At 56.5% G+C, this 26,640-nt stretch carries 25 protein-coding genes, 1 tRNA gene and 1 other RNA gene; 8 read left to right on the top strand and 19 right to left on the bottom strand.

Translation table 11 applies throughout. The features are described 5' to 3' along the window. Positions 1 to 5: 5 nt before the first annotated feature. From lolA to BR24_RS15755, 4 genes are all read right to left on the bottom strand, one after another. The gene (lolA, locus tag BR24_RS15770) at positions 6 to 701 is read right to left on the bottom strand and encodes an outer membrane lipoprotein periplasmic chaperone LolA (protein ID WP_496542433.1); all 696 of its coding nucleotides are present in this window, start codon (positions 699 to 701) and stop codon (positions 6 to 8) included. Positions 702 to 712: 11 nt separating this feature from the next. Then, positions 713 to 2,977, bottom strand: a complete 2,265-nt coding sequence (locus tag BR24_RS15765) for an FtsK/SpoIIIE family DNA translocase (RefSeq protein ID WP_496542432.1) — start codon at positions 2,975 to 2,977, stop codon at positions 713 to 715. Positions 2,978 to 3,070: 93 nt separating this feature from the next. After that, a complete protein-coding gene (gene efp / locus BR24_RS15760; protein ID WP_496542431.1) occupies positions 3,071 to 3,628 on the bottom strand; it encodes an elongation factor P in 558 nt (185 codons plus the stop codon). 46 nt (positions 3,629 to 3,674) lie between these two features. Beyond that, a complete protein-coding gene (locus tag BR24_RS15755; protein WP_496542478.1) occupies positions 3,675 to 4,142 on the bottom strand; it encodes a type II 3-dehydroquinate dehydratase in 468 nt (155 codons plus the stop codon). Between the two features lie 87 nt (positions 4,143 to 4,229). Between BR24_RS15755 and yihA the strand changes: the two genes are divergently transcribed. Then, positions 4,230 to 4,811, top strand: coding sequence for a ribosome biogenesis GTP-binding protein YihA/YsxC (yihA, locus tag BR24_RS15750; RefSeq protein ID WP_496542430.1), 582 nt, complete (start codon positions 4,230 to 4,232; stop codon positions 4,809 to 4,811). Here the strand turns inward: yihA and BR24_RS15745 are convergent. From BR24_RS15745 to BR24_RS15735, 3 genes are read right to left on the bottom strand one after another with little or no spacing between them, the layout of a single operon-like run. After that, entirely contained in the window at positions 4,808 to 5,944 is a 1,137-nt protein-coding gene (locus tag BR24_RS15745) for an LptF/LptG family permease (protein ID WP_496542429.1), read from the bottom strand. The two genes, yihA and BR24_RS15745, sit on opposite strands and share 4 nt — an antisense overlap. Further along, entirely contained in the window at positions 5,941 to 7,104 is a 1,164-nt protein-coding gene (gene lptF / locus BR24_RS15740) for an LPS export ABC transporter permease LptF (RefSeq protein ID WP_496542428.1), read from the bottom strand. Before lptF ends, BR24_RS15745 begins: the two co-directional genes overlap by 4 nt. 9 nt (positions 7,105 to 7,113) lie before the next feature. Beyond that, the gene (locus BR24_RS15735) at positions 7,114 to 7,293 is read right to left on the bottom strand and encodes a hypothetical protein (protein WP_496542427.1); all 180 of its coding nucleotides are present in this window, start codon (positions 7,291 to 7,293) and stop codon (positions 7,114 to 7,116) included. 145 nt (positions 7,294 to 7,438) lie between these two features. Here BR24_RS15735 and BR24_RS15730 point away from each other — a divergent pair, with 145 nt between their 5' ends. From BR24_RS15730 to ssrA, 3 genes are all read left to right on the top strand, one after another. Beyond that, positions 7,439 to 8,236 (top strand): undecaprenyl-diphosphate phosphatase, encoded by a 798-nt coding sequence (locus tag BR24_RS15730; protein ID WP_496542426.1) that lies wholly within the window; start codon positions 7,439 to 7,441, stop codon positions 8,234 to 8,236. Positions 8,237 to 8,318: 82 nt separating this feature from the next. Continuing rightward, positions 8,319 to 8,395: transfer RNA gene (locus BR24_RS15725), tRNA-Met, on the top strand. 123 nt (positions 8,396 to 8,518) lie between these two features. Next, positions 8,519 to 8,902, top strand: a transfer-messenger RNA (tmRNA) gene (gene ssrA / locus BR24_RS15720). Between the two features lie 234 nt (positions 8,903 to 9,136). Here the strand turns inward: ssrA and BR24_RS15715 are convergent. From BR24_RS15715 to BR24_RS15705, 3 genes are all read right to left on the bottom strand, one after another. Beyond that, complete coding sequence (locus BR24_RS15715) at positions 9,137 to 9,886, bottom strand: class I SAM-dependent methyltransferase (protein ID WP_496542425.1); 750 nt, start codon at positions 9,884 to 9,886, stop codon at positions 9,137 to 9,139. A 120-nt stretch (positions 9,887 to 10,006) separates the two neighbouring features. After that, positions 10,007 to 10,669: a DUF4197 domain-containing protein gene (locus tag BR24_RS15710; RefSeq protein ID WP_496542424.1), complete on the bottom strand. Its 663-nt coding sequence runs from the start codon at positions 10,667 to 10,669 to the stop codon at positions 10,007 to 10,009. 110 nt (positions 10,670 to 10,779) lie between these two features. Continuing rightward, complete coding sequence (locus BR24_RS15705) at positions 10,780 to 11,304, bottom strand: acyloxyacyl hydrolase (RefSeq protein WP_496542423.1); 525 nt, start codon at positions 11,302 to 11,304, stop codon at positions 10,780 to 10,782. 171 nt (positions 11,305 to 11,475) lie between these two features. Between BR24_RS15705 and BR24_RS15700 the strand changes: the two genes are divergently transcribed. After that, entirely contained in the window at positions 11,476 to 12,000 is a 525-nt protein-coding gene (locus BR24_RS15700) for an Hsp20/alpha crystallin family protein (protein WP_496542422.1), read from the top strand. Between the two features lie 518 nt (positions 12,001 to 12,518). Here the strand turns inward: BR24_RS15700 and BR24_RS15695 are convergent. Continuing rightward, a complete protein-coding gene (locus BR24_RS15695; RefSeq protein WP_496542421.1) occupies positions 12,519 to 15,230 on the bottom strand; it encodes a response regulator in 2,712 nt (903 codons plus the stop codon). Positions 15,231 to 15,505: 275 nt separating this feature from the next. Here BR24_RS15695 and BR24_RS15690 point away from each other — a divergent pair, with 275 nt between their 5' ends. Next, positions 15,506 to 16,618: an ABC transporter substrate-binding protein gene (locus BR24_RS15690; protein WP_496542420.1), complete on the top strand. Its 1,113-nt coding sequence runs from the start codon at positions 15,506 to 15,508 to the stop codon at positions 16,616 to 16,618. On the opposite strand, the gene BR24_RS15685 is transcribed toward BR24_RS15690, so the two are convergent. The 6 genes from BR24_RS15685 to BR24_RS15660 all read right to left on the bottom strand — a co-directional run bounded on the left by BR24_RS15685 (position 16,596) and on the right by BR24_RS15660 (position 20,985). After that, positions 16,596 to 17,042 carry a hypothetical protein gene (locus BR24_RS15685; RefSeq protein WP_496542419.1) on the bottom strand — a complete coding sequence of 149 codons (447 nt, stop codon included), beginning with the start codon at positions 17,040 to 17,042 and terminating at the stop codon, positions 16,596 to 16,598. The genes BR24_RS15690 and BR24_RS15685 overlap by 23 nt on opposite strands. Positions 17,043 to 17,181: 139 nt before the next feature. After that, the gene (locus tag BR24_RS15680) at positions 17,182 to 17,946 is read right to left on the bottom strand and encodes an OmpA/MotB family protein (RefSeq protein WP_496542418.1); all 765 of its coding nucleotides are present in this window, start codon (positions 17,944 to 17,946) and stop codon (positions 17,182 to 17,184) included. A 17-nt stretch (positions 17,947 to 17,963) separates the two neighbouring features. Then, a complete protein-coding gene (locus BR24_RS15675; RefSeq protein ID WP_496542417.1) occupies positions 17,964 to 18,722 on the bottom strand; it encodes an OmpA/MotB family protein in 759 nt (252 codons plus the stop codon). A gap of 24 nt (positions 18,723 to 18,746) precedes the next feature. Next, positions 18,747 to 19,502 (bottom strand): motility protein A, encoded by a 756-nt coding sequence (locus BR24_RS15670; RefSeq protein WP_496542416.1) that lies wholly within the window; start codon positions 19,500 to 19,502, stop codon positions 18,747 to 18,749. Between the two features lie 9 nt (positions 19,503 to 19,511). Then, positions 19,512 to 20,627, bottom strand: coding sequence for a FapA family protein (locus BR24_RS15665; protein WP_496542415.1), 1,116 nt, complete (start codon positions 20,625 to 20,627; stop codon positions 19,512 to 19,514). A gap of 181 nt (positions 20,628 to 20,808) precedes the next feature. After that, complete coding sequence (locus BR24_RS15660) at positions 20,809 to 20,985, bottom strand: hypothetical protein (RefSeq protein ID WP_496542414.1); 177 nt, start codon at positions 20,983 to 20,985, stop codon at positions 20,809 to 20,811. Positions 20,986 to 21,375: 390 nt separating this feature from the next. Between BR24_RS15660 and BR24_RS15655 the strand changes: the two genes are divergently transcribed. Further along, complete coding sequence (locus BR24_RS15655; protein ID WP_496542413.1) at positions 21,376 to 21,753, top strand: flagellar protein FlaG; 378 nt, start codon at positions 21,376 to 21,378, stop codon at positions 21,751 to 21,753. 72 nt (positions 21,754 to 21,825) lie between these two features. Beyond that, a complete protein-coding gene (locus BR24_RS15650) occupies positions 21,826 to 22,092 on the top strand; it encodes a hypothetical protein (RefSeq protein ID WP_496542412.1) in 267 nt (88 codons plus the stop codon). 78 nt (positions 22,093 to 22,170) lie between these two features. Here BR24_RS15650 and BR24_RS15645 read toward each other — a convergent pair whose 3' ends face one another. Continuing rightward, positions 22,171 to 22,944, bottom strand: a complete 774-nt coding sequence (locus BR24_RS15645) for a DsbA family protein (protein ID WP_496542411.1) — start codon at positions 22,942 to 22,944, stop codon at positions 22,171 to 22,173. Positions 22,945 to 23,007: 63 nt separating this feature from the next. Then, entirely contained in the window at positions 23,008 to 26,598 is a 3,591-nt protein-coding gene (locus BR24_RS15640) for a PEP/pyruvate-binding domain-containing protein (protein ID WP_496542410.1), read from the bottom strand. Positions 26,599 to 26,640: the final 42 nt, after the last annotated feature.

The following is a 26,640-nucleotide window of genomic DNA, read 5'->3' as shown; positions in this document are numbered from 1 at the left end:
GATGCCTAGTATCCCGCAGTGTTATCTTCGACCACCACGTTCTCGGGCGGCGTGAACGCGAATTTGGATTCCGGAATCTCCCGGTCCACTTCCACATCAAGCAGAGACACGTCGTTGGCATTGCCCATGAAGTCCACGATGAGCACGCGGCGCAGCAACGCCGACTCCGGCTCGACCCCGATGTACGCCTGAACCATACCCGGCTCAGGCTCCTTGGGCGTCAGCTGGAGGATGGTCAGCTCATCCCCCCACTCCTTGCGCACGTCTTCATCGCCGAGCCATTCCGTCTTGACGAGAAAATCTTCCTGAAGATTCGCCTTGCCGGAAATGAAACGAAGGATGGTCTTCGAATCGAGCAGCCCTTCCACGCTGTACTTGAACGCGGTCAGATCTTCCTCGAAATAGTCCCACGCCACATCATTGCCGATGACGAGGACCTCTTTTTCAGGCTCCACCGTGACCCAGCGCACAAGCGAGGGCTGGCGATACCAGATATAGCCGGTGCGGGTCTCAGACTGACGTGTCGCAGCGTTGGTGAGCACCTGCTCGAAGCGCCCCTGAAAGGTTTCCAGCGTGTCATAGCGCTTCTGGATTCTATCCGTGATGTTCTGGCTGTCCTGCGCCAGCGCCGGGGCCGCCGCGCTTACGGCCAAAAGCGCGGTCAACAGCACCATGGCAACTCTCGGTCGTGTCGTGATCATATTTTCTCCCGTTATTCCGGCTTGATGACTTTTCGGGGCCTGCTGCCTTCCTGCGGTCCGAGCAGTCCGTCCATCTCCATCTGCTCAATGTAGCGCGCCGCTCGGTTGAAGCCGATGCGGAACCTGCGTTGCAGCAGCGAAATGGAGGCCTTGCCCTGCTCAAGCACGAACTGTACCGCCTCGTCGTAAATCTGATCTCCGGAGTCGCCTCCGTCAAAGGAGCCGCCGTTGCCGGAGTCCTTGCCCCATTCGTTAAAGTCCAGCTCGAACTCTTGCGTTTCCCGACGTTCCCAGAAATCCACCACGTGCGCAATTTCCGTCTCGTCCACGAACGCTCCGTGCATGCGCTTGAGCTTTGCGCCTGATGGCTTGAAGAGCATGTCGCCCCTGCCCAGCAGCTTTTCCGCGCCAACATTGTCGAGGATGGTGCGGGAGTCGAACTTGGAGGTGACTGAAAAGGATATGCGTGTGGGGAAGTTGGCTTTGATGAGGCCGGTGACAACGTCCACGCTGGGTCGCTGAGTCGCCAGAACCATGTGGATTCCGGCCGCACGGGCCAGTTGTGCCAGCCTCACGATGGACTGCTCGACGTCCTTGGCGGCGGTCATCATCAGGTCGGCGAGCTCGTCGATGATGATGACGAGGTACGGCATGGGCTTGAGCGCTTCTGTCCCTTCGGGCCTGTCGTCACCCAACGCCGCGAGCTTCGCGTTGTACCCTTCGATGTTACGGGAACCCATGCGCGCCATGCTCTCGTAACGACAATCCATTTCGTGAACGGCCCATTCCAGCGCGCTCTTGGCCAGATTCATCTCCGTGACAACGGGATGCACCAGATGCGGCAGCTTGGCGTACGGGGCCAGCTCGATGCGCTTGGGGTCCACCAGAAGCAGCTTCACCTGATCCGGACCGGCCTTGTACAGCAGGCTCAGCAGAAAACTGTTGATTCCCACGCTCTTACCGGCACCGGTGGCCCCGGCCACGAGCAGATGCGGCATTTTGGCCAGATCCGCGACCTTCACTTCGCCGTGAATATCCTTGCCGAGGGCAAGCGTCAGGAGCGACTTGCTTTTCTCGAATTCGGGCGCCTCGAAAATCTCGCGAAGGTAAACGGTTTCACGATTATCGTTAGGAATCTCGATCCCCACGGTGTCCTTGCCCGGAATCGGCGCCTCGATGCGCACGGACATGGCCTTGAGCGCAAGGGCGATGTCATCAGTCAGATTCTCGATCTTGCTGACCTTGACGCCGGGAGCGGGCTTGAATTCGAACATGGTCACCACAGGCCCGGGGACCACCTGCTGTACTTCGCCCTGAACGTTGAAATCCGCAAGGCAGGCCACCAGACGCTCCGCAAGCGCGTCGAGCGTGGAACGGTCTACCCTGACACGGGTATCGCTCGGAGGCGTCAGCAGCTCGGTGCTCGGCAGCTCGTCACCGCCCGCATCCTTGCGCGGCTTGGGCTTGGGGGCTGAAGCGACTTTCTTTTTCTTTTCGGGCGCAGGCTTTCCGGCGGGCTTCGGGTCAACCGGCTCCTCAAGCGGATCTGGCAGGAACGGCGGGAGGTCGTCTTCATCGTCCGCAGTATCCGCCTCAGCTGTGCGGGCAGCTTCGGCTTCCGCCTTAGCCTGTTGCCGGGCGAGCTTCTTTGCTTGAAGACGTTCGCGCTGTATCGCGGCCCGCTCACGCATGGCCTCCATCACACCGACACCTCCCGCAGCGAGTATGAGGAAAAGCCTTTTCCAGCTGAAGCCGATAACCAGCTGAAGTGATATGAGGGAGAGAAAAAGCCAGCAGATAAAACTGCCCGCCGGACTGAGCCACTGAAGGACGAAGCCGGTGATGATCTCACGACCAATGTAGCCCGCACCGATGAAACCGTATGCGTTGTCCGGAACATCGAAGAGCCACGGATGACACGCCCACCCGAGGTAGGAGACATACAGGCCGAGCACGCCGAGCCACTGCACCGGACGAATCCGAATGCGGCGAATGAAGCGGGAAAGCCCGGCGTACAGGCTCAGTAGCGGCCAGAACCATGCCCCGGCGCCAAAGATGTCCACGAGAAGGCCGGCCGCGTAGGCTCCCGCGATGCCCGCCATGTTTGACACGCCGTGCGGGGTGACGGCCTGGTTGAAGCTCGGATCCGACGGATCGAAGCTCCACAGCGCGACCGCGAGAAACGCCGCAAAGGCCAGAAGGAACAGCCCGCGCATTTCACGACCGTGGCCTTTGCCCTCCGGCTTATTCGCTTTGGTAGCTTTCGCTTTCGCCATGCAAGGAATTCCTCTTCAATGAGATGGGCCGCGGAACAAAGACGTTCCACGGCCCTTTTAGCCGATCATCACGCATGATCGCAAGCCCGGCGGCTATTCGCGGCCGAGATAATCGTTACTGCGGGTGTCGATCTTGACCTTGTCGCCGGGGTTGATGAAAAGCGGAACCTGAACGGTCTTGCCGGTTTCCAACACTGCCGGCTTGGATGCGCCGGAGACACGGTCGCCCTGTACGCCCGGATCGGTCTCGGCGACTTCGAGAACCACGGAGGCCGGCAGGTCGACGCCGATAAGCTGCCCATTGTACAGCAGCACCTTGATGGTGTCGCCTTCCTTGATGAAGCCACCCTTGTCACCCACTGCGTCGGCCGGGACCTGCAGCTGGTCATAGTCTTCAAGGTTCATGAAGACGAAGTCGTCACCGTCCTTGTAGATGAACTGCATGTCCTGATGCGACATGTCGGGCTTTTTGACCTTCTCGCCGGAACGGAAGGTCTTCTCAATGATCTGACCGGTCATGAGCTGACGCAGTTTCGTACGCATCACCGCACCGCCCTTGCCGGGTTTGTGGTGCTGATGCTGAATGATTTCGTAAGGTTTGCCGTCCAGCTCGATCTTGAGACCGTTCTTGAAGTCGGTAGTGGAGTACATACGCTCTCCGGATGTACGTTTGTTCCCCTAGGGAATGTTGATGCGATTATTCTTCCTGACTGGAAATATGGTCAAGCAGCGCCTGAACCGCCATGGCATAGCTCATAATGCCGAATCCGGCAATCACTCCGATGCAGTTGCCCCCCATGAGGCTCTGCTGCCGAAGCGGCTGATCGGTCCGCGCCCAGATGTTGCTGATGTGCACTTCCACGCACGGCACCCCTATCCATGCAAGGCAGTCCGCGATGGCGAGGCTGGTGTGCGTATACGCCCCGGCATTGAAGGCGACGCCGGAAATCTGGTCCTCGCGCGCTTTTTCAAGACGGTCGATGAGTGCGCCTTCCGAGTTGGACTGATAGTATTCCAACTCGATTTCGGATGCCTTCTCGCCCATCAGACCGTCAAGTATCTTTCCGAGATCTTCCATGGTTTCGGAACCATAGACTTCGGGCTGACGTTTTCCGATGTGGCCGAGGTTGGGCCCGTTGAGGACAAGAATCTTCTTTTTCGCCATAGGTGAGCCTCTCATGATGCGGTCTTGACTCCGGACTGCGAAAAAGCGACATAGCACCCGCATCGCAGCCTAAACAACAAGGACGTTATGAACCGTTATATCGAATTAGTCAAAACCGCGTATGAAAGCGACCAGATCGAGGAGTTCGACGAGCCGCAGATCGCGCTTGCCGGACGCTCCAACGTGGGCAAGTCCTCGCTCATCAACAACCTCGCCGGTCGCAAAAGCCTTGCCAAGATCAGTTCCAAGCCCGGCAAGACCCGCAGTCTGAACTACTACCTCGTCCATCCTGAAAGCTACTATCTGGTGGACCTGCCGGGATACGGCTACGCCAAGACGTCCAAGACGGAGCGGGCCAAATGGGGACGCCTCATCGAGGCCTACATCAGCGGCTGCAAACAACTTCGTGGCGTGGTGGTCTTGCTGGATTCACGCCTGCCGCCCCAAAAAATCGACATGGAGCTCATCAGCTACCTCAGAAGCATCAAAATGCCGGTAATTCCGGTGATGACCAAAGCCGACAAGTGCAAGCAGCGCGACCGTGCCAAGGTCCAGAAGCAGTGGGCCGACATGATGCAGACAGAGCAAAAACCGTTGCTTTTTTCCAGCAAAACCGGAATGAACCGCGAAAAACTCTTCGACACGCTGGCCGAGGCCGCGCTGGGTTAACCCCTGCCGCGGCCCCTGCCCAGAATGTTCCGGGCAACGTATCGTCGCACCCGTCTGTCCGAGACCCAGGCCAAACGCAGCGTCGTCAGCGCGAAGAAGACCCCGTTGGCCAGCCACGCTCCCATTATCGGTGGCAGAATCCCTTCCTGACCGGCTGCCTGCCCCACCATGTAGACCCCGTAAAATATGAATATGCACAGCAGCGAAAGGGCCACCCCGATGTGCGGCTTTTCCGTGAACGTCGTGACTGCCAGGCCGAGCAACGCCATGGTCATGATGGCGAACGCATAGGAAAAGCGCGCGTGCCATGCGGTCTGCAAACTCTCCACGTTGGACCCGGAGTTCTGTAGCTCCCGAATCACTTCACTGAGCTGCCAGATGGGAAGCCGGCTCTTGTCGCCGCTCTTGTCCGCCACCACAAACGATCGCAGGTTCTGTCGCACGGACAGAAACTGGGACTTGCGCTGTTCCGTGTCGTAATTGCGCACGTCGAGCTCCTGAACATCCAGAAGGCCCCAGCCGTTCTCGTCCACAAGCGCCTTGTTGGCCGTGATTATCCGGATGAGCCGCTGGGTGTCGGGCGCCAGCTCATACACCGTCACACCCGAGGCCCTGCTGCGTGAGGGCCACGCCTCCTCGGCGTGGACGATGAACGTCCCGTCGCGGAACCAGACATTGCCGACCTTGAGTTCGTCGATCTGCCTGTCGCGCACGTCCTCCTTCCAGACACGGTGCGCTTCCATCTGTCCGAACATGCCGATATACTGAGAGAATCCAAACTGAAGCATACTCCAGAGGATGCCATAGAAGAGAAAGAACCAGAAAAACCACGCCGGTGACACGCCCCCTGCCCGCAGTGCGGTCAACTCCCGGTTACGGGCCATGATGCACAGCTGCACCACGACGGAGAGCAGAAATACGGCGGGCAGAATCTGGGAAACGATCACGGGCAGTTTCACCGCAAAATAATACAGGATGGTTTCTGCCCCGAGCCCGGCTTCAAGAAAGTCATCAAGTCGGTCGAAGGTGTCGATCAGCAAATAGATGCCGATGCCCACGGCAAGACACATGAACAGCAGGAAAAGGTTCTGCTTGATCATATATCCGGCGAGGACTCCGAAACGCGGCCTCATGATTCCGTCCGCCTTGCCTTGATATGCATGATGCGCTCTAGAACCGAGGGCACGCGCTCCCGGTTCGTGTAGTGCAGCAGGACGACCCCGATGCCGAGGAAAAGCACGTTGGGGATCCACTGAAGCACCGTGGGCGGGGCAACGCCAGACTCTCCGAGACTCGAGCCGATTGAAAAGAGCGTGTAGTAGACCAGAAACAGCCCGAGCGAAAGGGACAGGCCGTACTGCTGGTTCAATCCGCGGAACACGCAGGCCACGGGCATGGCAAAAAGGCCGAGCACGAAGCATCCGAATGGCAGACTGTACCGCTTGGCAAGCTCGTTATGGACCTTCTTCCAGCGCCCCTCGTCCTTGAGCAGCTTCTCGCTTGGATTGTTTTTCATCCGTTGCAGCGTCGCCACGGACTGCTCGCTGATACGAGAAGAGTCGAAAAATTTGCTGCCGATGAGCATGGCGATGGGCACCCGAACGGTATAATTGCGAAAACTCAGGACGTTGAGTTCAGCCTTGCCGCGACGGAATATCCGCCCGTTGCGGAAGGCCACTTCCATGATGCCCTCGTCCGGCCTGGTGGTGATCTTCCCGTACGGGGCCATGATGATGACCGGGGCATCTTCCACGGTGGAGTCTCGCACGAAAAGATCCATGAGTTCGCCCGTTTCCGGGTTGGTATTCTTGGCGTAGAAGGTCAGATCGGGGAAGTCGCGGTTGAACACGCCCGGCTGAATGGCGAAGCGGGATTTGGTACGAGCAAACTCCACGACCGAGCTGCGGAAATTGCTCATGCCCCACGAAATCCCGTGGAAGGATATGAAATATGTCGCCGCAGTACACGCGATGCAGAAAAGAATCACGGGCGGCGCAAGGCGGTACAGGCTGACACCCCCGGCCTTGAGCGCGGTAAGCTCATTGTCGGAACTCATCCGCAAGAACGTCAAAAAAACCGAAAGCATGCACGCAATCGGCGCGATGAGCAGCATGAAATAGGGACTCATGAAAAAAAACAGCTTCATGAGATCCAGGAAGCCGAGATCGTGCCCCATGAGCAGTTCGCGCAGTTGGATCATCCTGCCCATGAGGAGGACGCCAAGAAGCGTGGAGACGCTCAGGGTGAACGTGACCGCGAGTTCCTTTAAGATAAGACGATGGGCGAGCTTCACCGTTACGGATCAGTCCTTTTTATCCTTGAAGAACCGGAGCAGAAATTCCACATCGGCCGGCCCGAGGTTGTAGCGCATGGCGGCCTCCTCGATCAGCGCGGGCAGGGGCTTTCCCGCCTGCTCCATCTGTTCGCAGATCCACTTGGCGGCCTTGCGGGCCAGTTCGCTCTTGGGCATGATGGTCGACATTATCAGTACACCTCCGGTGTTCCGCACGCGCGGTTTGAGGAAGGAGTACACCACCTGCCATGGGCTTGCAAGAACCCACACCATGGTATAGTCCCACAAAGACTGGCTTTGCCCCTCCTGATAATCATTCAACAGCGGACTGTTCATGGCAGAATGGTATGTAGCGATAATTCTCGGAATCGTTGAAGGACTTACGGAATTTCTCCCGGTTTCCAGCACCGGCCACCTGATCATCGCCGGTCACCTGCTCGACTTCACCGGCCCCAAGGCCGAAACCTTCGACATCGTGATCCAGCTCGGCGCCATTCTCGCGGTGGTGCAGCTCTACTGGTCCAAATTCACGGGACTGCTCAGGCACGACCCGGCGCACGCCTTTTCCGGCATGCGGGGCATCAAACTGCTGATCCTCACCTCCATACCGGCATCACTGCTGGGACTGGCGGCACACAGTGCGATCAAGACCTATCTCTTCGGGCCCGAGACCGTGGCATGGGCGCTGGGCGTCGGCGCGGTCCTCATCTTCCTTGTGGAGCAGCTTCCCAAACGGAACAAGGTCACGGGGCTGGATGCCATCACTCCCACTCTTGCCCTCGGCATCGGCTTCTTTCAGTGCCTGGCACTCTGGCCGGGCTTTTCGCGCTCGGCCGCGACCATCATGGGCGGCATGATCCTCGGGGCCGAGCGCAAGACGGCTGCGGAATACTCTTTTATCGCGGCCGTGCCCATCATGTTCGCCGCGACCGGCTATGACTTCCTGAAAAACATGCATCTGTTCAACGTGGACGACCTGCTTTTTCTCAGCATCGGATTCGGGGTTTCCTTCGTTTCGGCATGGCTGGCAGTCAAAAGTTTCATATTTCTTCTAGGCCGCATGACATTGAGACCTTTTGCAATCTACCGTCTGGTGCTAGCCGGACTGGTGCTTTTGTACCTGGGCTCATAAAAAAATTGAGAAAACCCCAACTTTTCCCTTGCCAAGGCAGTGTAGAAGCGATAAACAGTCACCCGCTTCGGCGCACAGATGTGGCGGGGTAGCTCAGTTGGTCAGAGCATGCGGCTCATATCCGCAGAGTCGGAGGTTCAAGTCCTCTCCCCGCTACCACATGAAGATTCAGGCCCGCTCAGGCGGGCCTTTTTCTTTATTTCAAGATATTTCTGGCTTCTACCCTTGCCAAAGGGTGAAGCGTGATTATATCCTTGAGTGATCCGAAAGGTTCTTTGAAATGGGGGCGCTCTGGTTTCGACGGGGATGGTTGAAGCCAAGGTTGCAGGTCGAGGTTGGCCGTGGCCTCGTAAAAAACGGCCAAGCACACAAGTGCCAACAATGACTACGAATACGCAATGGCTGCTTAGGCAGAGTTGCTACTGACTGCGTTAGACAGTCACGATTCACTTGCTGACGCCTCATAAGCGGGCTGAATCGTCAATTCATGGGGCTAGCATCAAACGTTCGCCTTTCGCCTTTGATGTGAAACACTTAGGAAGGCTAGTCCGTCGGCCGCATGGGTCGGTGCAACCCGACGGGCGAATACTGATTCCGATCCTAAACCTGTAGACGCCTTGAGTGGAGCATTCTCGGACGGGGGTTCGATTCCCCCCGCCTCCACCAGAAGGACACTTCCTACCACCATTTCAGAGCGTTATCAGAGCAGGAGCAATCCTGCTCTTCTCGCGTATCCAACACTTACACACTTCTTACACACTCCATGTACGTGTGGTGAAAGGTGGGCAAGGTTCGTATGGGTACTGTCGGTGTTGCTGGGAATGGTGGCGCGGCGGAAAATCAAACTCAGGCAAAGATAAACTTGATCTCGGGCGTGACCTTCCACTTTCTCCTACCGATCTACAGCTTTCGGGCTATATAAACGCCGTAGCCATAGAAATCGCTGTATTGCTCATATAGAGCAATCTCATCCTTTTCCATCGCGACAATATTTTTGGCCGCTTCGCTGTTGCCATGACGGTCGAGGAATTCATCAAATCCTTTCATCAGCGGATTGTAATAGTTTTCGACCCAACAGCTCTTAGGAAGGACGAAGTATCCTTCAGGGCTGAAGCCATGCCGCTCGAGCACCTCGACCTTGGCCAAAGCAGGAGCAATTTCCGAGTACTCTCCCTCCCAATACAACTGAATCTCATCGGGTCGGTCCTCAGAAAGCCAGGTTAATTCGGATACAACCATTTTACCGCCGGGCTTCAGAAATCGACTCCAAGCCGATACCCCTGCCTCAAAACCCATGTTGTAAACAGCGCCTTCTGACCAGATCACATCAAACCGAGCTTGAGAAAGCGTAAGAGAATCCATGGAGCAGTTCAAGGTGGTGATCCTTTTGTCAACCCTCTCTCTCCTAGCTCTCTTCTCCAATTCATCTAGAAATTCCTGCAGAAAATCCACTGCAACTATTTCAGCATCCAGCACCTGAGCAAGCAGAATCGTCGACGCACCCGTTCCACAGCCAATATCCATAATATTCAACGGCTTTGAGCGATCAAGTCCGGCAAGAGACGCGGCCAACATTGTTTCCGACGCGCCACCGGGGCCTTGCCGGTATTGCCTTCGATGCAGATCAACCAACAATTCGAGTTCATCCATACAAGTAACAATCCTCTTCTACGACTACGTAAACCAGCCTCCTGCTCATACCTTCCGATGGAGCAAGAGGCTGGAATAATGAAATCATGTTCAAAATGACTGCGCCTGCGGGCTACGATTTTACCTTCCAAACACCTTCTTGAGTATATCGGAAGTTCGCGAAGCAGGGTTCTTGCGGATGCTGCGCTCTTCTCGTTCCATGATCAGGAAGAGGCCATCCATCGCCTCTTCGGTCACATACCCCTGAAGGTCCAGCCCGTCTCCGCCAAGACCCACAGAGCGCGCTGCCGAGGTCATATTGGTATAATAGCGGGTAACATTGACCGTTTCCATGGCTTCGGAAACCAAGGGACGGATGCGCTTTCTGAGGCTGTCCGAGGCATTGCGCCTGAAAAAGTCGGTAGCAGCAGTTTCCCCACCCTCAAGGATACCGCGGGCATCCTCAAAACTAATGTTCATCAAGGTTCTCTTGAAAATCTCGACCGTTTCCGGAACGGCCCGTTCAGCGGCGCGGTTCATGCTTTTCACGAAGGAGTCCGCCAACTCTCCCTGCCCTGCAAGGCGCAGGGCGCTTTCCACCGTTCCAAGGCTTTCGGGCATTGGTATGCGAACCTCGGGGTTATCAAGGTAGCCCCCTTCCTGCCCAAGGTACTCAATGGAGATCCTGACCGCCTTTTCAAGCGCAGCACGCAGCCCCTTGACTATTTCGGAACGACTCAATTCGCTGCTGGCAGTTCCTTGATCCGAAGCGGAGTCCTTATAGATTTCCGTGGCCTTGTCCATGACATCCGCCCAGCCGGCAACGGCAGGAAGCGCGGAAGAACAGAGAAAGGCTGCCGAGATCAATATGGTTGGAAGTATTTTCACTGGACTCACCCCGCTGGAGACGTGCGTTAAAACCTGTATCCGATGCGCAATCCGACGTTATCGAGCCCCTCATTGGCGGCTCCGGTTCCGGCATTGGAATAGTGCTCAAACTGCAACGAAATGTTGTAGTGTTCGTCCAGGCGGTATCCCAGCGCGGCACCGAGGCGGAACAGTACATCGGATCCCATGGATTTCCGATCGGAATCATCCGTCAAATTACTTCCATCATGCAACGCCCCGCCGAAGTTTGCGTCAACAAAGTAGTCTTCCAGAAAATCCCACTCCCACGTGAAGCCTCCGTAATAAAAGGATGTATCGCCCGCGGTATTGACAGAGGCTCCGACATGAGGCCGCGGAGCCCAGAGAACCTGAAGGATATCCGGCGACTCGAAAAGAACCTCCGCATTCAGGTCAACCCCTTCCTCACGGTTGAAACTTATGAAATCAACGTCATGGGAATACAGACCACCTCTCACCTCCGAGACAGGCCCTTGGGCAACGGCAAAAACCGGAACCAATACCAGTATCAACGCGAGCACAAAACGTTTCATACACTTCTCCATTAAATCTACGTACCCCCACAGCGAAAACCCGTCAACCAGCACCGCCGTTAGCGTTCGAAGTGTTATTGTTTCCTTCCACACCGGATTTCCCCATTGACAAACAGATGATCCTTTTTATTGGTAAATGGTGAAGACGCACCAAACCTAAGGAGGGTGTCAATGGATATGACCAAGCTCAATCCATGGAATTGGTTGAAAAAGGAAGAAGAACAGGAGCAGGCCATGCCTGCCCGCAAAGACGATGTGGAACAGCGGACCTCCAATCCTCTGAAGAGCCTTCACGACGAGGTTGATCGACTGTTCGATTCCGCCTTCCGCGGCATCAACCGACACTCTTTCTTCGGACCAGGCGACGCCTTCAAGCCCAAGGTGGACATCGTGGGGTCCGGAAAAGATTACACCGTAACCGTCGAGTTGCCCGGAATCGACGAGCAAGACGTGAGCATCGACCTCATGGGCAACAACCTCGTCATCAAGGGCGAGAAAAAGCAGGAAGAGAAGACCGAAGAGGAAGGCTACTACCGCGTGGAGCGCCGCTACGGCTCGTTTCAACGCGTACTGGACCTCCCTGAAGACGCAGACCGAGACGGAGTCAAGGCCAGCTTCAGAAACGGCGTGCTGACCGTCACCATGCCTCGCCTGCAGGTCGAACAACACGAGAAGAAGAGCATTCCGATTGAGTAGCCCCAAAACATCAAAAAGCCCCGGCAGCGCCGGGGCTTTTCTTGTCTTCACGCTTCTCTGGCGCTGCTGAGGCCAAGAGCTGTCAGCACCTCCTGGTAATCAGAAACGCCCTTCATCAATACCCGGGGTAGAGAAGTCATCATACCTTTGGGCAATGCTCGGATTTGCCGAACACACAAATGTCATAATTAATGTCAAAAATACCAACGCATAATGCATTAGCAGCTCCTATCGAAATTTCGCTACCCCATACCCATGAAGAGTGAATGGAGAAGCAAAAAGATTAACCATACAAAAAAATCGCTCCACTTTTACAAAGCAAGCGATGCAACATCCCTGAGAATGCGGGAGAATCCTTTTACATCGCCGAAGCGAACAGATGGAAGATTATTAAAGAGGTCGCGCGAATAGCGAATCAAGTCGTCCCCAGAAGGCTCCCTCGAAAGAAAACTGTCAACGGGAGTTCGCATCGAGTGTGGTTTCGGCAGGGCCCGAGCGTGAGACTTGATGCAGAGCCTCTATTGCAGCAGAGAGCGAACACGAGCGATTTCCAACAGGAGGGAGTCCTTGTCCACTGGTTTGGCGATGTAACCGTTCATGCCCGCACGGATGAACTCCTCCTTGTCACCTTTCATGGCATGGGCGGTCATGGCAATGATGGGGACATCATGATCCAGAACGTCGCTTGATTCGTCTCGAATTGTCCGGGTAGCCGTCATGCCGTCCATGACCGGCATCTGGATGTCCATAAGAATGCACTGGAACGTTTCGCTGCTCAGGCGCTCCACCGCTTCTTCGCCGTTTGTGGCAACCTGAACGGAAAAACCTTCCTTCTCCAACAGCCGCTTTGCCATGAAACTGTTCACCCGCTCGTCCTCCACAACAAGGATGCGAATACCTTCCTCCGGCGTCGATGCAGCTGCCCCACGTTCGGCTTCCGATTCATCCTGTTCCACGGCATTGCGATGAGCGGGCTTGACATTCACGGTGAAGTAAACGTCCGTACCCTGTCCTATCCGGCTTGAAATACATATGTTACCGCCCATGAGGGCTACCAGCTTGCGCACGATGCCCAAGCCGAGACCCGCCCCCTGATATCGCCGGGAATACGAGCCGTCCACCTGCGAAAAGGCCTTGAAGACCACATCGAGCATACTGTCCGGGATGCCCATACCGGTGTCCGAAACATGGAAAAAGATACGCGCGGAGCCATCTGGGGCACGACGTTTGAGCAGGTCCGCCTCAAAATCGATCTGCCCCTGATTTGTGAATTTCAACGCGTTGCCGATCAGATTGATCAGTATTTGGCGGATTCTCCCTGCATCGCCGACAAACGTCGCGGGCTTTCTTTCTGGAGTCTTCCAATGAAGGTCCACGCCCTTGTCACCGGCCTGCTGTCTGAAAACGCTCCCGACATCATCAAGAAGTTCAGCCAGATCAAAGACATCCTCTTCAATCTCGAGCTTGCCTGCGTCGACCTTTGAGAAGTCCAGAATGTCGCTGAGAACCCGCAGCAGGCTCTTGCAGGAAGAAAAAGCCGTATTGATGTACTGCCCTTGCTCACTGTTCAGTTCGGTGCTTTTTATGAGCTGGAGCATTCCCATGATGCCGTTGAGGGGAGTGCGGATTTCATGGCTCATGTTGGCAAGAAACTCACCTTTCGCCGTGTTGGCGCTTTCCGCAGCCTCCTTGGCAAGTATGACCTCCCGCTCCATGCGCTTTCTTTCGGTGATGTCGAACGTCAGGAGTATCACCACCTGCCGTCCGTCAATCCAGTTGGACGCGGCGGCCTTGTTCAGGACGAACTCCCGGTGACCGCCGACGAAATCCTCCCAGCGCGTCTGACCGGTGTTGCCGTTCGCTTCGCGAATGTTTTCCTTCCAGCGCATTATGAGCTCGCGGGCACCCTCCTCGCCATGCGTGAGGGTCAGCATGCGCTTGTTGAGAAACAGGGGCTCCATGTCTCTTGGGTCAACGACAGAGATGCCCGCTTCAATGGAGTCGAGAATGTAAACCAGGGTCTGGTTCAATCTCTTGAGTTCATCCTCGGCCTGCTTGCGCTCTGAAATATCTGTAAGAAATGCGAATGAGTGAGGCGCTCCGCCTTCACCGACTTCGATCGTGGCGGCACTGACGATACTGCGGAGGACGGACCCATCGCTGCGTCGGAAACTGAGTTCGTAGACCCGCTGGCTCTGCTGCGGGATAAGCTCCACCTGCTCGTAATACCGTTCGATATCCGCAGGCTCCACGAAATCCTCGAAGTTGCGACCCAGCATTTCGCTCCTGTCATAGCCGAGCATTTCCATGAGCTTGTGATTCACATCTATAGTGCGCTGGCTGTCGTCAACCAGCCAGTAGCCCTCGGACGCGCTTTCGATGAGCTTGCGATGCATCTTTTCGCTCTCGACCAACGCCTCTTCGGCACGACTGCATTCATGCAGACGACAGCGCAGCTCGCGTTTCTTGCTCAACAGCTGTCTTGTCAGGACGATTACCGCCGCCAACAGACCGAGCCCGAGACCGATTCCGGTCGCGATATATCTGCCGTACGCTTGCCAGACATCCTGCGGGGTCTTCTTCACACTGCCGGTGACACCGAACCATTTGTCGTAGATGCGATCGTATTCGCCGGACTCCTTGATGATGGACATGCCTTCGTTGATTCGAGCCAAAAGCATCGGCTGGTCACGGTTCACGGCGATGCAGTACTTTCTCGGCTCTATGGGTGATCCGACGGACGTAAGATTACTGAGCCCGAGCTTGCTGATCAGGTGCTCGCCCTGAAGTTTTACCAGCAGAGCGCAGTCGTGCCTGCCCGAAGCCAGAAGACGAAGAGCGTCCTCCTGATTGGCCACCGACACGATCGCTCCCGCAATATCCCTGCTGATGAGATAGTCGTGCATGATGTCGCCGAGCTGCACCACGACCTCCTTGCCGACAACGTCGTCAAGGCCGTGAATGTCAGATCCTTCCCGAACGAAAATGGCATGGGAGAGCACCAGCTGCGGCGTGGAGAAATTCACGAGCCGGTTGCGGGCTTTGGAGTAGAACATCCCCGTCACCCCGTCTATTCGACGGCTCTCGAGGTCCTTTCGCACCTGGTTCCACTGGTCGAGTTCTATGCGAACGTCGAGGTCCATCACCCGGGCAATGGCCTTGAGGATGTCGATGTTGAATCCTCTGGGGAGGCCGTCCTCGTCGAGGTACTCGTATGGGGGATAATGCATATCCCCTTTGAAAAGGTAGGACTTGGCATGAGACGGCATTGCGAACGCGACAATCGCGAGTGCAAGCATTATCGGCACGAGGAGCCTGCTGTGAATACAAGTACGCAAGGGATACCGCCCCACTAAACGTGAAAAGACATGAAACTCTAGTAAATAAAGCACAGTTGACCAACAATTGCAATCCGACATCTGCCGACAATAATTGCAAAATAAGTTCATTTTGCGGTATCAGTGCCCATTGTGTCCCGAAGTTCCTTTTTTCCGTGGAGGAAGCGATGATCCGCGTGCTGAGCTGTCTGCTCCTGACATTCGTCACCCTGCTGGGCGGATGCGGGGATGCCGAATACAGGATAGGGTTTTCCGGTCCCTTGAGCGGTAATTATGCCGACCTCGGAAGACAGGGGGAAATGGGCGCGATTCTGGCCGTGGAGACCATCAATTCGCGCGGCGGCGTTTTGGGACGACCACTCAAGCTCATTACCCGCGATGACAAGGGCACGCGGTCCGGAGCCGTCAAGGCCGACATGGAGCTTATGGAAGAGGACGTGTGCGCCATCATAGGGCACATGACTAGCTCAGTCGCCATGGCCACAATACCAACCATGGATGAACACGGCATTCCATTCATTTCTCCCACGGTTTCAACGCCACATCTCACGGGCATCAAGGACCTCTTTTTCAGGGTTCAGCCCGAAAACACGGAGTGGGCCGACGGCCTTGCCACCTTCCTGCTCGCCCATACCAACGTCCGCACCCTCGTTCTGGCGGAAGATATAGACAACTCCGACTACACATTCACTGTGAACGATGCCATCGCCGAGAGCTTCCGAGAGAATGAAGGGAGAATCCTCAAGAGGATGCAATTCTCGGCGCGGGACACCGACTGGATCGCGCAACTCCTCAGCGGCATTGAAGATCACCGACCGGACGCGGTGGTGGTTGCCGCGTCAGCCAAGGATTTCGCGGAGTTTGCCTCCGAAATCAGCCCACGCTTCCCGGACACCACTCTGATCATGACCTCCTGGGCGGCAACACCTGGCATGATCAGGATGGCCGGTAAGGCGGCCGAGGGTGTCATTACGGCTTTAAGCTATACTGATGACAACAGGCATCCGGATTTTGTGAACTTCGTAAAGCGATTCAAGGACCGTTTCGGAATCAGGCCGGGATTTGCGGCGACCCGGACCTACGATGCGGTGCTCGTGGCTGCCCGTGGGCTGGAGAAAGCCGGGGGCGACGCCGAAGCCTTGGCGGAAAACCTTGCCCCGATGCTGAAGATATCTGGCGTGACTGGAACGTTCGACATTGACGAATATGGCGACGTCCAGCGCCCCGTATACATCCTGAGAGTCGAGAACGGACGTCTCAGGATTCTCGAGATGCCTTAACCACAGGCGCCTTATCATGCGCGGCGCGCTCCAGAAGCATGTCGGCCAGCGCCTGATACTTGGAGCCGTGAACCTCGGGCAGACAATCCCGGGACATAAGCGACCAGATGAATCGCGCGATATTGGAATTGCACACGGATGTGTGCTTGTTGTGAACGGCTGCGAGTTTTTCTTCAAGAGCGGGCCGAAAACTCACATCACCGGTGAAGTCGAAAATAATGTCGATGGACATGCCCATTTCGACAAGCTGGTCGACATTCACAATCTCGATTCCGTTTTCACGCGCCAACAGCTTGCCGGCGGTGTCGTCCGGTTCGATGGCACAGCGGATGCCGATCCGGTCATCATCCTTTGCGAGAAGCTGCTCCAAAAAGGCGGTTCCCACCCTGCCGAGTCCCACGATGGCGAGGTTGTGCTCCCTCATTTTTCCCCCTGATATCAGGCCCGCGTTACCGAGGTACCCCACCTTGGCGTGCTGCTGCACGAATCGAACCCGTAGCGGCTGATAACAGAAAAAGCGGCACTTCGTAAAGCCGCCCCTGTATGCAACACTCTTTCGACCGCTACCAGGTACGATAATTGTCTGGAAGTATGAAAAAATCCACCCGCCGATTGATGCGACGGTTCGCTTCGGTGGTACTCGGAAGGATAGGTTTCGCGTTGGCGTACCCCACGGCCTTGAGCCTTTCGGGATGCAGATCGGAATGCTCGATGATCCAGCGCAGGCATGCCGCAGCCCTTGCCGCGGAGAGCTCCCAGTTGGAGCGGAAAACTCCGGTCACGGGGGTCTCCCCGTCCGTGTGGCCGCGGATGACGCAATTGTAGCCCTCCCGCTCCCCCAGGACGTCCACCACACCGGTGAGAATTCGCTTGGCTTCAGACTGAACCAGCTCCGCGGACCCTTTCGGGAACAGCGCGGAGTTGCTCACGCGAAACATGACGCCCGACTTTTCGTCGCTGACCCTTGCGGTTTTGGTCAGGTCCTTGGCCCGGATGTATTCCTTGAGCCTTGCACCGATCTCCACGAGCTGACGATTCTTGGCCTTCCTGTCCTCGAAGGTGAGCTTGGTCTGGGCGTAAGGCACGTTCGTGACCATCTCTTCCCGCTGCACCCCCATGGAATCCTGAATGGCCCCCATAAGGATCTTGAAGTTCTTGATGTCCTGCGTGGTGAAGGAAAGGAGTAGCACGAAAAAACACAGCAACAGCGTCACCATATCGGCGAATGTCGCCATCCACGGAGGGATGCCCTCCTCAGGCGGAGGTGGTGCGGGCGGCTTTCTTGCAGGGGGAGCCTGCTGAGCCTGTGGAGTATTGTCCTGTGCCATGATCGTTGTAAGCCCCGCTACCAGGCGTCGCGCTGCGGCATGTGCAGATAGAACTCGACGCGCTGATTTTTGAGCCTGTTTTCCGCACTGTCATTGGGCACCGCCGGGCGGGTATCCGCATACCCTACGGCCTTGGCCCTGTTTATCGGGAAATTTCCGTTTTTCAGAATGTAGTCCAGTGCCACGGCCGCCCTTGCCGCCGAAAGCTCCCAGTTGGAAGGGTACATCCCGCCTGTCACGGGAACGTCGTCAGTATGGCCGCGAACCACCAGATTCAACCTGTAGTCCTTGAGAAGCTGGATAATCTTGTCCAGAACACTCCCGGCGTCTGAGCGCAGACGGGACGAATTGGGCTCGAAAAGACGACTGGCGCTGGTGTTGAAGATGACCCCGTCTCGGTCGGAGGTCACGCCCATTCCCTTTTTCAGCTCCCCGTCATCATCCTCGAAAAGCGATTTGATGCGCATGATCACGCCGAGCAGCAGCCGTTCGTCCTGATTGATCCTCGAGACAGCTTCGCTGGCCTTCTTGCTGGTGCTGAACATGGCCATGTCTTCGGACTTGGCCCTTACCTCGCGAACTCCGAAGGCGTCTTTGAGAGACCCCATCGCGTCACGAAATTTCTCCACGTTCTGGTTGGCGAATGAGAGCAGCAGCACGAAAAAGCACAACAGCAGCGTCATCATGTCGGCGAATGTCGCCATCCATGGCGGAAGCCCCTCGTCCGGCGGAGGCGGCTGCGGCTTCTTTCTCGGTTCGCCCGCGTCATCGGACATTCGAACTGACTCCCAATGAAATGATTACGCGCTTTCGTCGCGCAGGGCCGGCGGCAGAAAGGCCTGAAGTTTTTCTTTCACAACAGAGGGGTGATCCCCTTTCTGAATCGAGGTGACGCCCTCCATCATGATCTGCATGAACAGGGCCTCCTCCTCGGAGCGATCCTCAAGTTTCTTTGCTAGGGGCAGGAAAACGACGTTAGCCAGCACCGCACCATAGAACGTGGTCAACAGGGCAACCGCCATTGCAGGGCCAATGGTTGAGGGATCCTCGAGGTTCTGGAGCATGTTCACAAGGCCGATGAGCGTACCGATCATCCCGAAGGCGGGTGCCATGGTGCCCAGCCCTTTGAAGACTCCCTGCCCGGTACGGTGGCGCTGTTTCATGAAATCGAGCTCGATCTCCATGACGGACCGAACGAGCTGCTCGCTGGAACCGTCCACCACGAGCATGATCCCTTTTTTCAGATACTGATCCTCGATGTTGACCTTTTCAAGCGCCACGAGGCTCTCACGACGGGCCTTGTCCGCGAGCTCCGTGATGGTCTGGATGATGTCGTTCGGGTCCGGCGGAGCAAAAAGAACCGTCTTGAGGCCGACCTTGAAGGTCCCGATGACGACTTTGAGGGGGAACATGACGAAAACCGAGGCGAACGTTCCGCCGATAACGACGACCACCGAAGGGATGTCGACGAACCCGGTCGGATTGCCCCCGAGGATGATGGTCGTGACAATAAGACCGAAACCGCCGACAATGCCTATAAGAGTTGCAATATCCATACGAGTCGCTTATTTCATGGCGGCTGGATCGCCGATTTTTACTTCACCGTCTTTGTAATAAAAACAGACGTCTTCCAGATCTTCCTGCACCTTGTGATATGCGGGTCCGATGCTGATCTCCACGCCTGACCTCACCCGTCCCGGAACCAGCACCTTGCACTCGTGAAGTTTCTCCGTCCTGCGCACCCCTTCCCAAAGGCGGGCGCGTTTGGCCATGCATTCACGAATCTGCTTTTCGGTGTCCTCGAGTTTCGAGGCATGATCCTTGGCGGGAAAGCCGCCTTTCTCGATCTGATTCCTGCTGTGCCGGGCATCGGCCCTGAGTTGCTTCAGCCGGGCGTGCAGATTGTTGTCCACGAAGAGCATCATGGGATGATACCCGAGAAGAATGGACATGTCGGCGTCCAGTCCCCCGCCAAGCTGCTCCCCGACGTATACATACTTGTGGCAGTAGATATCGCTGCCCTGCATGCGTCCGCCCACTGCGAGGCGCTCGCCGCAAAAGACCTTGCTGTGCATGACGGAGCCGCGAATCAGGACATTGCGCTTGCTTTTCAGTGTGGCCATCTCGCAAAACGACAGCTTCATGTCGCCGCCTGATTCGAGAAAGGCCTTGCCCTGCCCTTTTACGCCTCCGCGACAGGAAAGCTGCTCGTGCGCCCTGACCGTTGCACCTTCTATCTGCCCCTGAACGTCAATGTCATTCGCGTGAACCTCGAACCCGGCGCGAATGGAGCCGTAGACATTCAGGGAGCCGACAAAGCGGATGTTCCCGGTGTTGAAATCGAGATCCCGCCGGACGTTGAGGGTCTTCTTAACGGTGATCCGTCCGTCCATGTAAAGGACGTAGCCGTTGACGGCCGCGAAGAGCTTGTCGGGCTGGCTCCGTTTCAGGCCGGTGCCCCTACCTGCAGGAAACACAGCTTCCGCGAAAACGAACCGCTCCTCCAGCGCCTCGACCTCTTCCTCCGAGACCTCGACCAGTTCGGCGAGCAACTGGCCTTCCACCACATTCTGAACGTAGTCGAGCTGGTAGTGATTGACACTCCCGTCCTCCTGCTGTCTTGGCTGAAGACGAGTGTAGTCGAAATCAGGGTCGAAGTGATGCTTCAGAAAGAACGGCATTGGCCCTGGCGCCTCGAGAAGTGGTTACATGCATGTTCGGTTGTGTTTTCAAAAGCCTATTTGAATTTCCCATCCGCGTCAACGAGGCAGGATGGAGCATTTGTCTTCTCTCTACTATAACATTCAGCAATAAAAGAAAAAACCGGAAAAACCGGTTTTTTCATGCTGCCCGTCCGAAGATTCACTCGACCGGATAATAAAGGTGTACGCTGGAGCGTGTCATCATTTCATCGTAATGTTTGGCCTTTTTTAGTTCCTCGTCGTAATTCCACTCCCGCCCGTCTTTCATCTGCTGATAGGAAAACAGCACCGTGAAGCCGGAAAGCAGAAAAATCATCAGCATCAGTCTCAATGCCATACCTCCGGTATTATTTGCCCGCCCGGCAAAGCAGCAATAACCATTCCCGAAGGCCCTAAACCGGCACTCTCTACGCGGACTTGTAACTAAACAATTTTAATATTATATTACAGCATATTAAATTTTTCATAGAAAATTTCTAGAGTCGTTTCATGCGTTTTTCTCATTTATCTGGAGTTTACGGGGCAACATTTTCCGTCCCAACCTGCCCCCGCTTTCGTCTACCGGACCATATGCACTCTCCTTGCATACTCCCGCCCCCTGAGGAGAACTCATGGTACCGGTTGAAAACAGCCTCCAGACAACCTAAAGAATTACCTGCCCAGTGCCGATAAGGCTTACAAGGAAAACCTGTAATGGGTTATTCATGTTAACCAGGGAGGGAAGATCATGAATATCCCGGAAATGAACAACACCATCGGCACCGGGAACTCTCGCGAAGGGGGTATCGAACTCCCCCGCGCTGAGACGGAAAAGGCAACCTCTAGCGCCCGAAATGCGACAAGGACAGCCGCAGAGGGCGAGCGGAACAAGCCTGAACTGACCAGAGACGAAGCGATCAAGCTCGCGGAAGAACTCCAGAGCAAGCTGCGCGAGGGCAACGTGAACGTCGCCTTCAATGTGCATGACAATCTGGACACAGTTCAGATCGAACTTCGCGATGAAGCGGGAAATGTCGTCCGCAAGATACCGAGCGACGACTTTCTGAAGCTCTCCAGAAATATTCGCGAAGGAAGACCCACGGGCTTCCTGAACCGCTCATACTGATTCCTGACACTCGGCCACTTGATTTTCTCCCTCCGATGCTGCATCATCATGATGCAACATCGGAGGTCTGCCATGTCCGACATCAGCTTATCGAACAACAGTGTTCAGGCCATGGGGTATGATTCCCAGATCAGGCCGATCGAACTGGAGTCCACTTTCATGCAGGCGGAAGGTGCGGAAATCGATACCGCGCGGACCAAGACCGAATCCCCCAACATTGAAGTGGCGCCGAAGAACACAGGGGAACACGTGGACACCACGAACGACCCCAACACCCAGCGGCTCAACGCCATGTTTCTCGAAACAGGCGTCGGCTCCATAACCGAACGACTGGCCTGATGTGAACAGCGAAGACACGAAAAATCCCCCTGAAGGAAGAATCTTCCTTCAGGGGGATTTTTTCATATCTTGGTCCGGCTAGTCGCAGTCGGTGCAGATGCTCTGCACTTCCTCCACGATTTCAATCACCTTGATAAACTGATCTTCGGGGACGGCTCCTTCGACTTTAACGCCGTTAATCAGGAATGTGGGCGTACCGGTCACGCCGAACCCCGCGCCCTCTTCACTGTCAGCCCGGACTCGCGCCTTGAGCTTTTCGCTCGTCATATCCTTTTTGAGACGCTGCACATCTATGCCAAGGTCTTCAAGTATCCCCATAACAAACGGTTCACCATTCTCAAAGACCTGCTGCTGCGACTCGAAGAGCCTCTCTCCGAACTCCCAGGCCTTGTCCCGGTCCTGCTCGGCAACCGCCTCGTACATGAGCGCCAGCCGGTAGGCATTCTGATTTCTGGGAGAATGCTTGAAAACCACTCGAACCTTTCCGTCGGACTCTTCAACGATGGAATTCACCGTTCTGGCCCCCTTGGAACAATACGGGCACAGAAAATCCGAATACTCCACTATGGTGACGGGAGCATCAGGATTCCCGAGTGAGGGCCGGTCACCACTCAATTCGGGGCTGAGGGGGTCGGCCGCCTGCATCCGCCACTTGTCTACTTTCTGCTGAAGCTGACGCTGCTTGGCTCCTTCTTCAACTAGTTCCAGAAGAGCCAGCTTGTCCTGCTCGAGAGCCTCAATGACTATGGAGGGATTCTCGCGAATGGTCTGCTCCACGGTTTTTTTCGAGGCTGTGGCGCATCCGGCAAGCAGGACGACTGCTGCAAGCGCCATAACTATACGAGGTGTCATAAATATCTCTCCCAAAGGAAAAGCGGCCCCGGAGAACCGGAGCCGCTTATTGTCATACACTGATTACCACTTCTGTTCTCGTTGCTTGGCAAGGGCGGCTTCCTGCTCTTCCCAAGTGGAGAAACCGGCGTGATGCAGGGCGTCCTCGACGGTGTGGTTCCAGTCCCAGGACGCGTAAATCACGGGTTTGTGGAACATGCCGCGGAACTTCTGCATTTCCTGGCGGTAGAACTCTTCCTTCTGCGTCTCGATATTGTCGCGCAGCTGTTCGCTGAAGCGGTCGAGCTCACCTTCGTACCATTCCATGAAGTCGTCAGAGGTCTTGTAGCGCTTGAGGATGTGGCTGTAGCCATTCTCGTCGAGCAGCTTTCTCAGGCGATTCATGTGCTGGGTGGAGAGCCACTTGCCCAGATCGCGGGTGGGGATATTCTCGGCTTCCAGTTTGGCAATATCTTCCTTGGTCTGGTGGTAGGTATCCGGAACCACGGAAGCGGAAACGATGCCGGCAATGGAGACGAGGCCACGCAGGATAACGCTGTTGGAAACACCCTGCCCGCAGAAACCGACCTTCTTGCCGTATTTCTGACCCGCAAAGATGGTGGACAGGATAGCCCAGACCACTGCGGGGTCTTCTTCGTCGTAGATGTGCTGCAGCCGCGTGTTGTCACGGTCCGTTGCCAGCACCATCTGGGTCATGTCGTTGGAGCCGATGGAGAAACCATCAACTTCCTTCAAGAACTCCTTGCAGAGGACGGCGTTGGCCGGGATCTCGGACATGAGGATGACCTTGAGGCCGTCCTTGCCGGATTCCAGATTGTGAACCTGCTTGAGGTAGCGCTTCATGCTGCGGGCTTCTTCGAGGTTGCGGACGAACGGGAACATGATGTGCAGGTTCTTTCCGCCGAACATGCCGCGCGCCAGCTTGAAGGACTCCAGCTCCCAGTCGTGGATGTCGCGGGAGACGCCGCGGTAGCCCATCATGGGGTTGTCTTCATGACCTTCAAAGAGCGAGCCGCCCACAAGGTTACGGTACTCGTTGGTCTTGAAGTCGGTGGTGCGGTAGACGATGTCCTTTCCGTAGAAAGCCATGGCGAACAGGGCCAGTCCCTGCGCCAGCGTCTGGATGTAATTCTCCTTGCCGGTGCGGTAACCGCGGGACTCAAGGAGCTTGCGGATACGCTCGGAGAGGGTCTTCACCTCGTCCATTTCGGACTTGAGCCCCATCTTGAGCGCCACTTCGCGGCGAAGCTCGGCCACCTTATTGATGTAGCCAGTGACTTCGGGGTCGTTGGCAACCTGTTCGACGGTGCGCTTGACGTCATCCTTGTGATCGCGCCATGCCTGCCACGCTTCGGTATCACGTTGATCCGGCGCACCTTCGAGAAGGTCGGTGTAGCCGAGAATGACGGCAACATGAGCTTCAAGGTCCACGGAGGTCTTGAGGACGTCAAGGCGCTCGGTGGCCATCTCGATGTGGGTGTCGAGCTTTTTGTCCAGTTCACGCAGCTTCCGGTGCAGGGCGAGCACTTCGTCGGTTCCGCGCGCCGCTTCCTGATCGGAAAGGGAATCCATCTTCTGCGTCAGGCCGGTGATGCGGCCCACGTATTCGCGCAGCTTCAGCGGCAGCGCAATGAGACCGTCCGCCAGCTGCTCCTTCATGACCTTTGTCAGGCGGGAGTCCATCTCTGCGAGCTTCTCGCTGACAAGGTCGTTGAGGGTATCGTTGTCGTATGCCTCCAGCGCCATCGGATGAACGCCGATGTTGCCGAGCATGAATTCCGCGCGCAGCAGGCCCACTTCGAAGTCGGGCACGTTGCGCAGGCGGGAGAGGAACAGGGCCTGCCCCACGTCGGCCAGAATCAGGCCGACCTTGGTCTTCGTCTCGGGCAGCGCGCTGATGTCGATTTCACCGCCGACTTCCTCAAGGGGAAGCTGGCCGCGATAGACCTTTCCGCTGGAGCCGTCCACGGTGATCTCCTGCCCTTCAAGCGAGCGCAGGACTTCCAGCCGCTGCAGGCCGATGATTGCGGGAATTCCCAGTTCGCGGGAAGTGATTGCCGCGTGGCTGGTGTCGCCGCCCACGTCTGCGAGGATGGCGGAGGCGATGCGCATGCCCGGAACCATGTCCGGGTCGGTGCGCTCGGCAGCAAGGATGTCGCCCTTGTTCACCTTGTTCAGTTCAAGAGCCGAACGCAGGAACTTGACCACACCCTGCCCCGCACCGCGGGAGGCGCCGTTGCCTTCGAGGATGACTTCCGCGCCGACCTTGGCCTTCTTGTCCACCTCGAGGCGCCGCATGAATATCTTGTGCGGATGCTGCTCGAATTCCTCGTTCCAGCGGGTTTCCGGGCGGGCCTGCACGAACCACAGACGATCCGAGGCGTCGATGCAGAACTCGGTGTCCATGATCATACCGCCATAGGCCTCGGAGATGTTGCGCACGCCGCGCGCCACTTCCTCGGCCTGAGCGATGGACAGGGACCAGCGGAAAACGTCGTTCGAAGGCACCTTCACGCTGTTGGTTCCGGAGCCGTCTTCCTTGTAGACGATCTTCTTTTCCTTGCACCCCATGTAGCGGACAACGACCTCGTTGCCGCCTTCGCGCTGGAATACGTAAAACTTGTCGGGGGTGACCATGCCGCCCACGACCGCTTCCCCGAGGCCGTAGCTGGCATCGATGGAGACGAGATCATTGCGGTCGGTTCCGCGGCAACCGGTGGCGGTATCCGCGCTGAACGCGGTGCCGGAGATCACCGGGTTGATCATTCGCATGATGCACACGGAAAGAGAGGTGTGCTCGATGGCCCATTCTTCCTTGGCCTTCTCCGCGATGGAATCGTCGCCGGTACGCTCCGCGGTCATGATCGCGTCGAGGATGGCCTCACGGCGGTAAGTCATGGAGCGCAGGTTGTACGCGGAAGAACAATCCCAATGGTAGGCCTCGAGGCAGGAGTCCTCGCCCACGATATTCAGGTAGGTATCCTGAAGTCCGGCGAACGCCTTCTTGCGGCTGTCCTCACCCGCTGCGGAAGAGCGGACGGCGACAGGAACGTCGTCAAGCCCCGCTTCCTTGCAGATGGAGGTGTATGCGCCGCGGACTTCCTTCTTGACGTCTTCGGGCACCTCGACGGAGAGGATCGCGGTCTGCACGAGCACGGAGCGCTTGCGCAGCTGGTCGATTCCCTCGGGAGAGGTGGCGAACCCCTCGACCACGTTGTTGATGAACGTTCTGAGCTTGATGGGGGTTCCGGTGTGGCTCTCCGTGGCCTCGCGCACCTTGGCGCCGAGCCTGCGGACGAACTTCTGAAGGAACTCCGAATCTTTGTTCGTATCGTCGGACGCCCAGTCGATGGCGTTGTACTCTTTATCCACGATGGACCGGACAAGCGAGGCATGCACCTTGGTCTCGTCCAGGATCTTGTGGAAACAGATGGAAGAAATGGCCCTGAACTCCGGAGCCCGGATGCCTTCAACCTGACTGATAATGGCAGTGTTGTAGTTCTTGCCGCCCACCAGCAGTTCGGCTTCCTCGCCGATTCCGGCGATATCGGCACCGGTGAGCACCATTTTCTGTTTCAACTTGTCCACTCCGGCCTCACTCTTCTTTTTATTCTTGGCCGGAGCCTTGGCCGCAGGCTTCTGGGTCTTCCCCATTTTTTTCCTCCTGACTCATGCCCGAACCAACATTCAGGCAAG

The sequence above is a fragment of the Pseudodesulfovibrio halophilus DSM 5663 genome (assembly GCF_059568665.1).
The sequence above is the reverse complement of the archived record's forward strand: the minus strand, read 5'-3'. Positions and strand labels throughout refer to the sequence as shown.

Bases quoted from the DNA above. Each gene is read 5' to 3' on its own strand.
- BR24_RS15685 (WP_496542419.1), bottom strand. From the start codon at position 17,042: ATGAGGGAGCACAACCTCGCCATCGTGGGACTCGGCAGGGTGGGAACC.
- BR24_RS15665 (WP_496542415.1), bottom strand. From the start codon at position 20,627: ATGCCGTTCTTTCTGAAGCATCACTTCGACCCTGATTTCGACTACACT.
- BR24_RS15640 (WP_496542410.1), bottom strand. From the start codon at position 26,598: ATGGGGAAGACCCAGAAGCCTGCGGCCAAGGCTCCGGCCAAGAATAAA.
- yihA (WP_496542430.1), top strand. From the start codon at position 4,230: ATGAACCGTTATATCGAATTAGTCAAAACCGCGTATGAAAGCGACCAG.
- BR24_RS15655 (WP_496542413.1), top strand. From the start codon at position 21,376: ATGAATATCCCGGAAATGAACAACACCATCGGCACCGGGAACTCTCGC.
- BR24_RS15765 (WP_496542432.1), bottom strand. From the start codon at position 2,977: ATGGCGAAAGCGAAAGCTACCAAAGCGAATAAGCCGGAGGGCAAAGGC.
- BR24_RS15730 (WP_496542426.1), top strand. From the start codon at position 7,439: ATGGCAGAATGGTATGTAGCGATAATTCTCGGAATCGTTGAAGGACTT.
- BR24_RS15690 (WP_496542420.1), top strand. From the start codon at position 15,506: ATGATCCGCGTGCTGAGCTGTCTGCTCCTGACATTCGTCACCCTGCTG.
- BR24_RS15695 (WP_496542421.1), bottom strand. From the start codon at position 15,230: ATGCATTATCCCCCATACGAGTACCTCGACGAGGACGGCCTCCCCAGA.
- BR24_RS15710 (WP_496542424.1), bottom strand. From the start codon at position 10,669: ATGGACAAGGCCACGGAAATCTATAAGGACTCCGCTTCGGATCAAGGA.
- BR24_RS15660 (WP_496542414.1), bottom strand. From the start codon at position 20,985: ATGGCATTGAGACTGATGCTGATGATTTTTCTGCTTTCCGGCTTCACG.
- lolA (WP_496542433.1), bottom strand. From the start codon at position 701: ATGATCACGACACGACCGAGAGTTGCCATGGTGCTGTTGACCGCGCTT.
- BR24_RS15675 (WP_496542417.1), bottom strand. From the start codon at position 18,722: ATGTCCGATGACGCGGGCGAACCGAGAAAGAAGCCGCAGCCGCCTCCG.
- BR24_RS15645 (WP_496542411.1), bottom strand. From the start codon at position 22,944: ATGACACCTCGTATAGTTATGGCGCTTGCAGCAGTCGTCCTGCTTGCC.
- BR24_RS15700 (WP_496542422.1), top strand. From the start codon at position 11,476: ATGGATATGACCAAGCTCAATCCATGGAATTGGTTGAAAAAGGAAGAA.
- efp (WP_496542431.1), bottom strand. From the start codon at position 3,628: ATGTACTCCACTACCGACTTCAAGAACGGTCTCAAGATCGAGCTGGAC.
- BR24_RS15670 (WP_496542416.1), bottom strand. From the start codon at position 19,502: ATGGATATTGCAACTCTTATAGGCATTGTCGGCGGTTTCGGTCTTATT.
- BR24_RS15745 (WP_496542429.1), bottom strand. From the start codon at position 5,944: ATGAGGCCGCGTTTCGGAGTCCTCGCCGGATATATGATCAAGCAGAAC.
- BR24_RS15735 (WP_496542427.1), bottom strand. From the start codon at position 7,293: ATGTCGACCATCATGCCCAAGAGCGAACTGGCCCGCAAGGCCGCCAAG.
- BR24_RS15680 (WP_496542418.1), bottom strand. From the start codon at position 17,946: ATGGCACAGGACAATACTCCACAGGCTCAGCAGGCTCCCCCTGCAAGA.
- BR24_RS15715 (WP_496542425.1), bottom strand. From the start codon at position 9,886: ATGGATGAACTCGAATTGTTGGTTGATCTGCATCGAAGGCAATACCGG.
- BR24_RS15705 (WP_496542423.1), bottom strand. From the start codon at position 11,304: ATGAAACGTTTTGTGCTCGCGTTGATACTGGTATTGGTTCCGGTTTTT.
- BR24_RS15755 (WP_496542478.1), bottom strand. From the start codon at position 4,142: ATGGCGAAAAAGAAGATTCTTGTCCTCAACGGGCCCAACCTCGGCCAC.
- BR24_RS15650 (WP_496542412.1), top strand. From the start codon at position 21,826: ATGTCCGACATCAGCTTATCGAACAACAGTGTTCAGGCCATGGGGTAT.